Origin of the sequence: Pedobacter sp. L105 (genome assembly GCF_009765875.1) — a bacterium.
In the GTDB taxonomy this organism is placed as follows: Bacteria; Bacteroidota; Bacteroidia; order Sphingobacteriales; family Sphingobacteriaceae; genus Pedobacter.
In genome coordinates, this window is the sequence record NZ_LMUP01000014.1 from 1 (window position 1) to 14,151 (window position 14,151).

The 14,151-nt window shown below is 42.8% G+C and carries 7 protein-coding genes; 6 read left to right on the top strand and 1 reads right to left on the bottom strand.

Annotated elements, in window-relative coordinates; genetic code table 11:
- From GSQ84_RS23060 to GSQ84_RS23075, 4 genes are all read left to right on the top strand, one after another.
- A partial coding sequence (locus GSQ84_RS23060; protein WP_158799743.1) for a type IX secretion system membrane protein PorP/SprF occupies positions 1 to 408 on the top strand: 408 nt, incomplete at its 5' end.
- Between the two features lie 659 nt (positions 409 to 1,067).
- The gene (locus GSQ84_RS28120; protein ID WP_254070957.1) at positions 1,068 to 5,630 is read left to right on the top strand and encodes a gliding motility-associated C-terminal domain-containing protein; all 4,563 of its coding nucleotides are present in this window, start codon (positions 1,068 to 1,070) and stop codon (positions 5,628 to 5,630) included.
- 5 nt (positions 5,631 to 5,635) lie between these two features.
- Positions 5,636 to 6,658 carry a type IX secretion system membrane protein PorP/SprF gene (locus GSQ84_RS23070; protein ID WP_254070958.1) on the top strand — a complete coding sequence of 341 codons (1,023 nt, stop codon included), beginning with the start codon at positions 5,636 to 5,638 and terminating at the stop codon, positions 6,656 to 6,658.
- A gap of 397 nt (positions 6,659 to 7,055) precedes the next feature.
- A complete protein-coding gene (locus GSQ84_RS23075; RefSeq protein ID WP_158799744.1) occupies positions 7,056 to 9,989 on the top strand; it encodes a TonB-dependent receptor in 2,934 nt (977 codons plus the stop codon).
- A 77-nt stretch (positions 9,990 to 10,066) separates the two neighbouring features.
- Here GSQ84_RS23075 and GSQ84_RS23080 read toward each other — a convergent pair whose 3' ends face one another.
- Positions 10,067 to 10,765 carry an arylesterase gene (locus tag GSQ84_RS23080; protein WP_158799745.1) on the bottom strand — a complete coding sequence of 233 codons (699 nt, stop codon included), beginning with the start codon at positions 10,763 to 10,765 and terminating at the stop codon, positions 10,067 to 10,069.
- A gap of 88 nt (positions 10,766 to 10,853) precedes the next feature.
- Here GSQ84_RS23080 and GSQ84_RS23085 point away from each other — a divergent pair, with 88 nt between their 5' ends.
- The gene (locus GSQ84_RS23085; protein WP_158799746.1) at positions 10,854 to 11,549 is read left to right on the top strand and encodes an ABC transporter ATP-binding protein; all 696 of its coding nucleotides are present in this window, start codon (positions 10,854 to 10,856) and stop codon (positions 11,547 to 11,549) included.
- On the top strand, positions 11,521 to 14,133 hold the full coding sequence (locus tag GSQ84_RS23090; RefSeq protein ID WP_254070959.1) for an ABC transporter permease: 2,613 nt from the start codon (positions 11,521 to 11,523) through the stop codon (positions 14,131 to 14,133). The genes GSQ84_RS23085 and GSQ84_RS23090 overlap by 29 nt, the downstream gene beginning before the upstream one ends.
- Positions 14,134 to 14,151 lie beyond the last annotated feature (18 nt).

A 14,151-nucleotide genomic window follows, 5' to 3' on the forward strand; every position in this document is an offset into this window, starting at 1 on the left:
GATGATATTGTACAAACGCGTCATGTGTACTTCATCGCCGGAGCATTGGCTAATGTGTCGCCCGACCTGAGATTGCGTCCAAGCATGATGATCCGGGAAGATTTCCTGGGTCCAACCAATGCAGATTTCAATTTGATGGCCATATTTAGCGACAGGATCTGGTTTGGTGCAGGGTACCGTACCAGTTTAAAATTATTCAAGAAAGAATATGAGAACACAGATGTAAGCAGTCAGGCTGCCATTATCGGGATTGCCCAGTTTTACGTGAACGAACGTTTCCGGATCGGTTATTCCTATGATTACGCGGTTTCTAAACTGCAAGGTTATCAGAGTGGTACACATGAACTCACCGTCGGTATCGCCTTTGGAAAAGCACCAAAAGCATCTATTTGCCCAAGAGTATTTTAATCCGGTTAAATTTGATTATTGCACTGTGATGCAAATATTTTAATACAAATATTATTTGATTATATATAATTGAGTTTTTTATTTGAATTTGTAACCTGATATTAATTATTTAAATTATTTAGGATTTTATAAGTAAATTATTAGTGTTAAACAAAGACATTCACTGGTCTTAATGTTGTTTATATTTTCTGATTCATGATTTTTAATGTGTAATTAATTTCTCGTTATGTGTATTTAATACACTAAGTTTTACCTGATATTTAAGGCGTCTGAAATATATATATTTATTTTTTTTGATCAGAACCTGTAGGAATATGTTTTATAATTCGTCCTGTAGCTATTTATTAATACGTTTTACCTTTGTTAACCTATTTTGAATAATTACAAAAAAAGCTTTTTTGAGATTTGATTGACGTCCAAAATAAATTTTGGTATAAAATTTATTATTGATTGGAATTAAGCGTTTAAATCTGGATAATATTTATATTTGTTGGTACTTTGTAGGGGGAAATTGAATTATTAACTGATTTGAAACTATTAATGCAATCTGTGGTGAAATTTCACTGCAAGGTTTATTTTAATGTCAGTTACAAATCATGTTAAGGCCTTTTGGATTTATGATTAACAGCATATTTTGGTAACTGGTACTAACACTCTATATGGATAAACCTTTACCTGATAAGGTATTATTGAGTTATGGGTCTGCTAAATGCTTTTTTAAGGCGATTTTTTCGCGCGCAATCTTTTCTAAGGGATATTCCTTTAAAGGATTAAAATCCCTCGGGATTTTTCTTATTTTTTTACTCCTTCCATTTTTATGTTTCGCTCAGTTTCCATATAATGAAACTTTCAAAAATTCTACGTTTAAACTTAATGATGTTGTTGTTGGTGGAGATAAAGCGGCATTTTTAACCGCAGGCCCTAATCCGGCAGGCGGAGCTGCTATAGATGCAAATGGCAGCGGATATTTGCGATTGACAGATAATACGGGTAATCAAAAAGCGTTCATCTATTCTAATAATGTTTTTCCTGGAACCTATGGGTTAAATATATCATTTGAATATTATACTTATGGAGGAAATGGCGCTGATGGGATTTGCTTTTTCCTGTTTGATGCTGCCATTACTGATGCTACTTTTAACATTGGCGGATTCGGTGGGTCTCTGGGATATGCTCAGATCAATGGCGGCCCCGGCGTTTCTAAAGGGTATTTGGGGATTGGTTTGGATGAGTTTGGGAATTTTTCTGATCCGAGTGAAGACAGGCAGGGTGGAACTGTCCGTACAGAAAATAGTGTAACCTTACGTGGTGCAGGAGATGGAAACGCTGCTGTTACAGGTAATTATCAGTTTTTGACTACCGCTCAAACTACAGCATTGTCCCCTTCTTTTGGTATTGCCGGTGAAAGCAGAACTGCTACAAGTCCATCGTCGGGTTATAGAAAGGCATTTATTAGCCTTACTCCAGGCTCTTCAGGTGGTTTAATAATTAATGTGAGCATTCAACATGATGCCGTAACTCCCCCAACGCCGGTTATTACAAATTATTTTTACAATAAAACAATTCCTGCCAGTGGCTTAAAATACGGGATTTCCTCTTCAACGGGAGGGAATAATAATTATCATGAAATCAGAGGTCTATCAATCGCAGTAAATCCAAATGCATTGGTTCAGCCTACAGCAATGCCTGATGTTATGAGTGGCTGTCAGGGTCAGCAACAAAGTATTGATATTTTAAGTAACGATACAAGGCCAAATGCTAACGGTGCCCCAAATCCACTGAATGTAAATTTGAATCCTCCTGCAAGTCCAACTATTAATGATACAAAAAAACAAGATATAACTATAGCTGGTATGGGAGAATTTAAGTTTCTTCCAAATAGCGCAGATCCTTCCCTGTCGGCTCAAATTTTAACTTTTATACCTGAACCAGGTTTTAATGGTACGGCGAGTATTAAGTATAACTTTATGGATATTTATGGAGCTTTATCAACCACCACTACAGCTACATTTAATACTGTTTTTCCTAAAATTACAACCCAGCCGCAGAGCAATACAGTTTGTGAAGGATCTGATTTTACCACTTCCGTTGGAATTACGACTGATGCAAATACTGGTAATCTAAGTTACCAATGGCAATATTTAAGTGATCCCACAGCTGGCACATGGACTCCTATTAATGGAGCAACAGCAAGCATGCTTACTGTACCAAGCGTAACAACTGATATTAGTGGCAGACAATATAGAGTTTTGGTTACTTCTTCAACTGGTAGCTGCTCTGCTGTGTCTAATACGGCAACTTTAACGGTTAATCCTAAAGTGACGATTTCGCTGACCTCAGCCACTTCTACGGCAAACCAGACGGTTTGTATCAATCATCCGATCCAGTCGATTATTTATACCGTGGCCAATGAAACCGGGGTAACGGTTTCTGGTTTACCAGCGGGTTTAAGGGGTGACTATGCACCCGCTACCCATGAATTTACGATCAGCGGAACGCCAACGGTATCAGGTCCTTTCAGTTATACGGTAGCAGCGACCGGTCTTTGTGTACCTGCCAGTTCAGTGGGTACGGTAACGGTGAACCCTGATGTGACGATTGCGCTAACTTCGGTCACTTCCACAGCAGGCCAGACGGTTTGTATCAATCAGCCGATCCAGTCGATCATTTATACCGTGGCCAATGAAACCGGGGTAACGGTTTCCGGTTTACCAGCGGGTTTAAGGGGTGACTATGCACCCGCTACCCATGAATTTACGATCAGCGGAACGCCAACGGTATCAGGTCCTTTCAGTTATACGGTAGCAGCGACCGGTCTTTGTGTACCTGCCAGCTCAGTGGGGACGGTAACAGTGAACCCTGATGTGACGATTGCGCTGACTTCGGTCACTTCCACAGCAGGCCAGACGGTTTGTATCAATCAGCCGATCCAGTCGATTATTTATACCGTGGCCAATGAAACCGGGGTAACGGTTTCCGGGTTACCGGCCGGTTTAAGGGGTGACTATGCACCCGCTACCCACGAATTTACGATCAGCGGAACGCCAACGGTATCAGGTCCTTTCAGTTATACGGTAGCAGCGACCGGTCTTTGTGTACCTGCCAGTTCAGTGGGGACGGTAACAGTGAACCCTGATGTGACGATTGCGCTGACTTCTGCTACTTCCACAGCAGGCCAGACGGTTTGTATCAATCAGCCGATCCAGTCGATCATTTATACCGTGGCCAATGAAACCGGGGTAACGGTTTCCGGTTTACCAGCGGGTTTAAGGGGTGACTATGCGCCCGCTACCCACGAATTTACGATCAGCGGAACGCCAACGGTATCGGGCGCTTTTAGTTATACGGTATCGGCAACAGGCCTTTGCAGCCCTGCAAGTTCAGGAGGTACGATAACCGTCAACCCAAACACCAACCTGCAACTCACTTCCGGAGCTGGTACTGCTAATCAATCCCTTTGCGTTAATACAGAGCTCACCCCAATCACTTATCAAACCACAAACGCTACAACAGCTTCAGTATCTGGTTTGCCGCAAGGGGTAACCGGACAATTGACAAATGGAATATTTACTATCAGTGGAACCTCGTCAGAGCCTGGAACCTACACCTATATCGTTACAGCAAGCGGCACCTGTACTACCACCCAACTAACCGGAACAATCACCGTCTATCCACATCCTATAGGATTTAATGATGTGATCAATACTTTAACCTGTGGCAGTACAAGTTTCAATTACAACCTTCAGGACAATATTAACAATACCGGTCAGGGGGGGAACTCAATTCCTGCCACTTTCACCTGGACGGTAACGCCAAATAACAACATCCTTGGAATGGAAGGTGGTTCAGGAAATACCATCAGTGCTACATTAACGAATACCAGTCATACGATACAACCTGCAACTTACACTATTACACCTACTTCAGTACTGGGCGGTTGTCCTGGGCAGCCATTTACCCTGGTTGTCACTGTGCCTGTATGCAGTGGTATTTCCATTACAAAAACTGCCGATGTCAGCGTGGTCTCAAAAGTGGGGGACAAGATCAGATACACCATTACGGTAAAAAACACAGCTTCTGCTAATCATACCCATGTGCAGGTGACAGATCCGTTCCTGGGAGGTTTGCTGACAGGGCCAATTTCAGGAGACAATGGCAATGGCATCCTGGAAGCAGATGAATCATGGGTATACACAGGTACCTATACCGTTACCCAGGCCGATCTGGATAACAATGGAAAACCTGCAGCAGGAACAGGTACGATCATCAATACTGCCACAGTAACTACGGCAGAACAAGCCAATCCGGAAACTGCAAGTGCAACGGTGAATATTGTAACTACAGGTTCCATTGCCCTTGTAAAAACCGGAGTGATCTCCAAAGATTTTTCTACAATCACTTATACCTTTATTCTAACCAATACAGGAAATGTAAGATTACACAACCTGGACTTAGAAGATCTGAAAACCGGTGGAAAGGTAACGCTAAGTGCCGATGCAATTGATGTCGGTGCATCTATTACGGCTACAGTGACCTACACCGTTTCCGACCAGGAAAAACGTGATGGACTGGTTACCAATACGGCAACTATAACCGGAACTACCCCTGCGGGTGATGTGGTTACCGACATTTCAGGTACGCAGCAAGACAACGATACGCCTACAGTGGTCAATATTGATGATAAACCAGTGGCAGTCAACGACCATGCGGACACCAAAATTGACCAGCCGGTTACGTTTACGATTACCGGAAACGACATTCCTTCTTTCAACGGACTGGATGCCGGAAGTGTAGTGATTACCCGTTATCCTCTTCACGGACAGGTGCAGGTATTCCCGGATGGCACAGTAACTTATACTCCGGATAAAGGATTTGCCGGTCCTGATGATTTCACTTATACCGTAACTGACTTAAAAGGAAAAGTAAGCAACAAAGCCCTGGTGAGTATCAACGTTTCGCTGATCGACCTTTTTATTCCTAACACATTCACACCAAATGGAGATGGTAAGAATGATACCTTCCAGATTATAGGAATTGAAGATTTTGACAGTGTAAGCATGGTGATTGTTAACCGATGGGGCAATGAGGTGTATGTCAACAAAAATTACCTGAACCAGTGGGATGGTTCGGGCTTAAGTGAAGGTACTTATTACTATATAATCGTGTTTAAAAAAGGCGCTACTCAAACTGTTAAAAAAGGCTGGATATTATTAAAACGATGAGATTGATGAATTTTTTAAAGGGGAGTAATTGGTATAAGATGGTGATGTTTAGCTGTCTGTTCTTTGCTGGCAGAAGCCAGGTAAAAGCGCAGCAGAATATCCAGTTTTCCCAATACATCTTTAACACGATGAGTGTTAATCCTGCTTATGCGGGTTATAAGGAAGAGTGGTTTGCGCAGATGGCCTTGCGAAACCAATGGGTAGGGTTACCGGGGGCACCAAAAACAGGTCAGGTTTCCATCGATGGGATACTGGATCCGCAGACTACCAAACATGGGGTAGGGCTGCAGATCACTTCCGATCAATTAGGTGCACAATCTTCCACCTCCATTACACTGAATTATGCCTACCGCCTGCAGCTGGATGCAGCCGATACCCGGAGACTGAGCTTTGGACTAGGAGTGGGGGTAGCGCAGTACAGTATTAACGGGAGTGAACTGACTACCGTAGATGGAAGTGACCAGGCGGTTCCTGCCGGTAATTCCAGTAATCTGGTTCCTGATTTCCGTGCCGGAATATATTACACTACGCCATACTGGTATATCGGCCTTTCGGCGCTAAACCTGCTCAACAATTCCAATGCAGTGAATGATTACCGGTTAAACAACTCAGCCTATTCAGATGATATTGTACAAACGCGTCATGTGTACTTCATCGCCGGAGCATTGGCTAATGTGTCGCCCGACCTGAGATTGCGTCCAAGCATAATGATCCGGGAAGATTTCCTGGGTCCAACCAATGCAGATTTCAATTTGATGGCCATATTTAGCGACAGGATCTGGTTTGGTGCAGGTTACCGTACCAGTTTAAAATTATTCAAGAAAGAATATGAGAACACCGATGTGAGCAGTCAGGCTGCCATTATCGGAATCGCCCAGTTTTACGTGAACGAACGTTTTCGGATAGGTTATTCCTATGATTACGCGGTTTCTAAACTACAAGGTTATCAGAGTGGTACACATGAACTCACCGTCGGTATCGCCTTCGGAAAAGCGCCAAAAGCATCTATTTGCCCAAGGGTGTTTTAAGGCTAAACTGTAAGATTATCAGAGTAACACACATGAACTCACCGTCGGTATCGCCTTTGGAAAAGCACCAAAAGCATCTAGCTGTCCAAGGGTTTTTTAAAGCTAAACTGCCAAGCTATAAGAGCGGTACACATGAAGTCACTGTAGGTATCGCCTTCGGGAAAGCACCAAAAACATCTAGCTGTCCAGGAGTATTTTAAAAAAAATATTTTGTAATATGAGTGTTACATAGTATGTTTGTATACTAAATCTATAGATATTATGTTGTTCACTAAATTAACGCTCTCCTCTCTCTCCTTTCAACAGCACTACATCAAGGCTGCTGAGGGTTGTTGTTGTCATTTTTGTTTTTAAAGAACTCCAATTTAACTACAGATGTCAACATTAAACCCATCCTATGAAATCATTCTACCCAAAGCGTATTATTACGTTTATTTTTTTTCTCTCTTTACTGCATTTTCAGCCATTGATGGCGCAGGAAAATCAGCCGGTCGAAGTAACCGGAGTTGTTAACGACCAGGATTCAAAAACTCCTTTAATCGGCGTAAGTGTTACGATCAAAGGTACCATTGCTGGTACCATAACCGATCAGAACGGAAAGTTCAAACTCCTCTCTAAATCTAAATTTCCTTATAATCTGGTATTTACCAGCATCGGGTACCAGACACAGGAATTTGTGGTAAAAGAAGCCGGTTCGCAGATCAACATTAGCATGGCCACACAGGCAGTGATCGGTAATGAAGTGGTAATCACCGCATCCCGCGTGCCGGAAAGTATATTAAAATCGCCGGTGGCGATTGAAAAACTAGACCTACGTGCGCTTCGTGAATCTCCTGCACCAAGTTTTTATGATGCTTTAGAAAATGTAAAAGGTGTGCAGATGACTACTGCCAGTCTTACTTTTAAAATCCCGAATACCAGAGGATTCAATATCCCCAGCAATTACCGTTTTATGCAATTGGTAGATGGGGTAGATATGCAGGCCGCAACTCTTGGCGTACCTCTTGGAAACGCCATCGGGCCAACCGAACTGGATATTGCCAGCATAGAAATTACTCCGGGTGCTTCTTCCGCATTGTATGGAATGAATGCCATTAATGGAATGTCAAACCTAATCACCAAAAGTCCTTTTCTTTACCAGGGATTTAGTTTTTACCAGAAAACAGGACTGAACCATCTTGGCGGTACAGGACGTGATCTGAGTAACCTTACCGAAACTGCCGTTCGTTATGCCAAAGCATTTAACAATAAATTCGCTTTTAAAGTTAATCTGAGTTATTTGCGGGGAACAGACTGGCTGTCCGACAGTCATCAGGATCAGAACCCTAATAACCTGAAAACTGCAAATCCTTCTTTCACTGCGCTAAATGGAGCAAACAATGTGGCTTATGACGGATGGAACAAATATGGTGATGATGTACTTGCCGGTAGTAATACTGTTTCCGTTAGTGGTTTAACCATCAATGGAAAAACAAACCAAACATTAAATGTTGCCAGAACAGGTTATTGGGAAAAAGACCTGGTTAAGCCAAATGTAGATAACCTTAAATTTGATGCAGGATTGAATTACCGCCTGGGACAGTCCGTTGAATTATCATACGATTACCGCATGGGAAAAATGGATGGTGTATTTCAGCGCGGGAATAAAATACAGCTGGACAATGTCATTATCCAAAACCATAAACTGGAACTAAAAGGAAGTAACTTCCTGGTACGTGCTTATATGTCGGTAGAAAACTCTGGCGATTCTTATAATGTAAAACCACTGGCAGATAATCTCGATCTCGCCAGTGGCGGAAGTAACAGTGTCTGGGGAACAAAATATAAAAATGCCCTGGGCGCTTTTGCTACCAATAATGGAGGTTCACTAACCAATGCAAATCTGGCTGCTGCTACAGCTTATGCCAGGCAGATCGCAGATGCCGGTAGGGTAGAACCAGGAACACAGGCTTTTGAAACTTTGAAAAATACAATCATTGGCATCAATAACTGGGATATTAAATCTTCCCTGATTCCAAATGCACCTGCTACTGGCGGGGCGGCCCTGGTACAGAGCAGCCATATGTACAACCTCGAAGGACAATGGGACCTATCAAAAGCTGTGAAATATTTCGATCTGTTATTAGGTGCCGATGGAAGGGTATATCAGATTACCCCTGATGGAAATAGCTTTGTAGATTTTAGCCGTCCTATAGATCAGCGCAATGTTGAACTGCCTGACGGAACTTATGGGAAAAACATTTATTACAAAAAAGTAGGTGGTTTCGCACAGGTTACCAAAACTTTTTTTGATGACAAACTAAAGATTTTTGGTTCAGGACGTATCGATTATAACCCTTACTTTGATCCTAAGATCACTCCACGGATAGCAGCAGTTTACTCGCCTGACAAAGAAAACAACTTCAGGGCTACCTATCAGCAGGGGTATCGTTTTCCGGGTTTATTTGAAGCCCTATCTTATGTGAATAATGGACGGGTTAGAAGGGTAGGCAGTCTTCCTTTTATCAATGATGGTTTAGGTTACCTGGATAACAGTTATACCCGCAATTCGGCCGTGGCCTTTAACTCAGCTGTTAATGCAGCTGTGGCGGCAGGTGCAGACAGAAATACAGCAGCGCTGAATAACCGCAGTTTATTGGTAAAAGCAGATCTGCCAACGGCAAATCCGGAGAAGATCAATTCATTTGAGATCGGTTATAAAAGTGTGCTGCTGGAAAATACCCTGTCTTTAGATATTGATGCCTACACGAATACCTATACCGGATTTTTAGGGCAGGTGCAGGTGGATGTACCGAAAGGTGCTAAGATAGGTTCTGATGCAGCAGTGTTAGATGAACTGGACGCAAACAGGGATGCCGGACAAGACCGTTACAGAGTATATACCAATGCCAAGAACAAATACACCAATTATGGTTCTGCTTTAGGTGTTACTTATAATTTCTATCAAAAGTATACGGTTGCCGGAAATGTGAGCTACAACAAACTGAAATCAAATGCAACTGATGATATCTTTGTAACAGGTTTTAACACACCTGATTTCGCGACTAATCTTACTATCGGCAACAGGGAAGTACTAAAAAACTTTGGCTTTAGTGTAGTCTACAAATGGCAGAACTCTTTCTTATGGGAAAGCCCGTTGGTTACCGGCAGAATTGCTTCAATCAATACTTTTGATGCCCAGGTAACTTATAGACTGCCCGCATCTAATGCCACTATCAAAATTGGAGGAACAGATATTTTTAATAAGGCCTATATCCAATATGCCGGCGGACCAACTATTGGTGCCCTCGTTTATGCATCGGTTAGTTTTGAAGGTTTATTGAGTAAATAATCCCAACTTCCTTTCAATAATTTCGCTACAATTAAACCCAGCCAGATCCTGGTTGGGTTTAATTCAAACAGGATAAATTACAAATCAGGTTGTAAGATCACCCAAACATTATTAGCCAATATTTTATGCCCTTCGGGTGTAGGGTGCAACCCGTCGCCCTGGATCAAACGTGGAACACCGCCCACACCTTTTAACAAAAAGGGAATAAAATCCATGTGGTTTTTCTTTGCCATCGCTGGAAACAGCTCTTTAAAAGGAACCATATATTTCTCTCCCATACTTGGCGGCATCTGCATGCCGGCAAGTACCAGTTTCGCTTTAGGGTATTTCTGTTTAACTTTATCAATTACCGCCTGTAAATTTTCCTGTGTTTCCTTTACAGGGATTCCTCTTAGCCCGTCGTTGGCACCCAATTCTAAAACGAAGATATCAACAGGCTGTTTTAGCAGCCAGTCAATCCGGCTTTTTCCGGCTGCAGACGTTTCTCCGCTCAAGCCTGCATTGATCACTTTATAGGGTAATTTTAACGAATCTATTTTTTGCTGGATCAAAGCCGGAAAAGCTTGTTCAGGATCTACACCCAGGCCGGCAGTAAGACTGGTGCCAAAAAAAAGTATGTTTTTAAGTGCAGGGCCTTTTTCTGGCTTGATTGCTGTATGAGGTTTCGCAGCATCAGATTGGTCTGTTGTCGCGGGCTGCTGGTGACTGCAGCTTGAAAATATCCCTGTAAACAGGATAATAACGATGTAATAGTAACGTAACTTAATTGCGCTCATCTGATGAATTAATTGTTTTAGCTCTATATTTAACAGTAACAAATACCTAAATGTTAGGTCAAATATCAACATTTTTAATCCTATTGCTTTGGAAGCCATCTTGAATATTAAAGAAGTCAGTAAACATTATCATAGTTCAGGTTCTGCATTAACCATACTGGACAAAATCAGTTTTTCCATTCAGAAGGGTTCTACTGTTTCCATTACAGGGCCTTCCGGCAGCGGAAAAACTACACTTTTGGGTTTATGTGCCGGCTTAGACAGGGCCACGTCGGGCTCTGTGGAACTAAACCAGGTGGTGCTGGACCAACTCTCCGAAGACGAAAGGGCGGGCGTAAGAAACCGTTATGTAGGTTTCATCTTTCAGAACTTCCAATTGTTACCTACGCTTACCGCATTGGAAAACATCATGGTTCCACTGGAACTGAGAGGAGAAAAGAACATCCGCCCCAGGGCCATGGAACTGCTGGATAAAGTTGGTTTGTCTGCACGTGCAGACCATTATCCTGTACAGCTTTCGGGAGGTGAGCAGCAGCGGATATCCCTGGCAAGGGCTTTTTCAAATACACCGGCTATCCTGTTTGCCGATGAACCTACGGGAAACCTGGATGGAGAAACCAGTGAAAAAGTAATCAAACTTCTGTTCGACCTGAATAAGGAAGCCGGAACAACGCTCGTGATCGTTACGCACGATCTGGAACTGGCCTCCCGTACAGACAGGACCATTCGGTTAAAAGGCGGAGTAATTATAGCTGATGAACAAAAAGTATATGCCGGAGAATAAGCAAAACTTTCAGCAATCGGCACCGGTGGCCTGGTTGTTTAAAATGGCCTGGCGGGATAGCCGGAAAAATCGCTCCAGATTATTTCTTTTTACGTCTTCCATCATATTGGGGATAGCCGCTTTAGTCGCTGTATATTCCTTCAGGGATAACTTACAGCGTGATATAGACGAACAGGCGAAGACATTAACAGGTGCAGATCTGATCATAGACAGCAGAAAACCGATCAGTAAACCTATTATGGCGATGTTGGATACCCTGGGAAATAAAAGGGCAAAACAACTCGACTTCGCTTCAATGCTGTATTTTGTAAAAGGGCAGGGCAGCAGGCTCGTCCAGGTTAAAGCCCTGGAAGGCAATTACCCCTTTTATGGAACGATAGAAACGAGGCCAGTCAGTGCTGTATCGGCATTGAGCAAAGGCAGAAATGCGCTGGTCGATAAAACAGTAATGCTGCAATTCAATGCCACACCAGGCGATTCTATTAAAGTTGGAAAACTCAGCTTTGCCATTGCCGGATTTTTGGACAACGCACCGGGGCAAACCGGTCTTTCCGCGACAGTTTCCCCGGTGGTCTATATACCGCTGAAATATCTGAATGAAACAGGGTTGGTGCAATTTGGCAGCAGGATACACTATTCCTACTTTTATCAGATCAATGACCAGCAAACGGTTTCCCGCTTAGCGAAGAAAATTCAACCGGTACTGGACAAAGAGGGAATGGATGCACAAACGGTGGAAACTAAAAAACAGGATACCGGCCGTTCCTTTCAGGACCTTACCCGCTTTTTGGCATTGGCAGGTTTCATAGCTTTGTTATTAGGCTGCATTGGTGTCGGAAGCGCCATTCATGTGTATGTCAATGAAAAAATAGTGGCAATTTCTACTTTACGCTGCCTGGGTGTTAAAGCCTGGGATTCCTTTTTTATCTACCTGATCCAGATCACCTTTATCGGACTGGCCGGCGCTGTAGCCGGTGCACTGATCGGAACCGGCATACAATTTTTACTTCCTCTCGTGCTCAAAGATTTTCTGCCGGTAGAATTTACCATGCAGATTTCCTGGATCGCTATTTTCCAGGGAATCATCACCGGTCTAGTGATTGCGGTACTCTTTGCTTTGCCTTCCCTGCTTTCTGTGAGACGTATTTCTCCGCTGAATGCGATAAGATTATCCTTCGAGCCCTCCAAGGCAACAGCAGAACCTTTAAAATACCTGGTTTACCTGTTGATATTTTTGTTTATCCTTGGTTTTACCTACCTGCAAATGGATAGCTGGATGCAGGCACTGATCTTTGTTGGAAGTATTATCCTGGCTATCATCATATTTTATGGACTTTCGCTCTTGCTTTTAGGACTGGTGAGAAAAGCACTCCCTTCGGGTTTAAGTTATGCCTGGAGACAGGGTTTTTCCAATTTATACAGACCCAATAACCAAACACTCATGCTGATCGTTTCTATTGGCTTAGCTACTACACTGATCGCTACTTTATACTTTGTACAGGGAATCCTGATTAGCAGGGTCACTTTATCATCGGGTAAATCGCAGCCCAACATGGTATTGTTTGATATACAAACCAACCAGACAAAATCAGTCAACAGTTTAACGAAAAACTATCATTTGCCTTTAATGAGCCAGGTTCCGGTAGTAACCATGCGCCTGGAAGAAATTAATGGTAAAACCGCTACGCAGCTGGCCCGTGCCGATAGCCTGAAAGGAAAACCTGAAGGTGACGAAAACAAAAGGAGGGAATCTTCCAGCCGGCTGTTTAAAAGTGAAATCAGGGCTACGTTTCAAAGTAAATTAACTAGTGCAGAAAAGATCAGCGAAGGAAAATGGGTAGGGCAGGTGAGCTCACCTGCAGATACGGTACCTATATCTCTGGATGAAAGATATGCAGAATGGATCCATGTTAAAATAGGCGACAAAATGCTTTTTAACGTGCAAGGCATGATGATCCCGACAAAAGTGAGCAGCTTCAGGAAAATAGACTGGGGAAGAATGCAGACCAATTTCCGTGTAGTATTTCCTGCCGGGGTATTGGAAGATGCCCCACAGTTCCATGTGCTCATGACCAGGGTGCCAGGTCCAAAAGTATCTGCTGGTTTTCAATCGGCTGTGGTACGCAATTTCCCTAATATTTCTATGATCGATTTAGGGCTGGTGCTTCAGGTATTGGATGAACTACTAGGCAAAATAAGCTTTGTAATTCGTTTCATGGCTTCGTTTAGTATGATCACAGGTTGGATCGTTTTGGTTTCTGCAGTGAGAAGCAGTAAAAATCAGCGGCTGCGTGAAATTGTATTGTTAAGAACGTTAGGGGCTAAGGGTAAACAGATACTTTCCATTACTGCTATAGAATATTTTTTTCTGGGTGTGCTCTCTGCGGCGGCAGGAGTGGTTATGGCAATGGCTGCAAGCTGGGCCCTGGCAGTTTATAGTTTTGGAAGTGATTTTACTGTTCCTTTACTTCCATCCGTACTCATATTTATAGGAATTACACTGCTTGTCGTGATCACAGGAATGCTAAGCAGCAGAAATGTGCTAAAATATCCACCACTAGAAGTCTTAAGGAAAGATAGTTAGGATAACAAGCGAAATATT

Coding starts and splice junctions, on each gene's coding strand:
- GSQ84_RS28120 (WP_254070957.1), top strand. CDS start 1,068: ATGGATAAACCTTTACCTGATAAGGTATTATTGAGTTATGGGTCTGCT.
- GSQ84_RS23070 (WP_254070958.1), top strand. CDS start 5,636: ATGAATTTTTTAAAGGGGAGTAATTGGTATAAGATGGTGATGTTTAGC.
- GSQ84_RS23075 (WP_158799744.1), top strand. CDS start 7,056: ATGAAATCATTCTACCCAAAGCGTATTATTACGTTTATTTTTTTTCTC.
- GSQ84_RS23080 (WP_158799745.1), bottom strand. CDS start 10,765: ATGAGCGCAATTAAGTTACGTTACTATTACATCGTTATTATCCTGTTT.
- GSQ84_RS23090 (WP_254070959.1), top strand. CDS start 11,521: ATGAACAAAAAGTATATGCCGGAGAATAAGCAAAACTTTCAGCAATCG.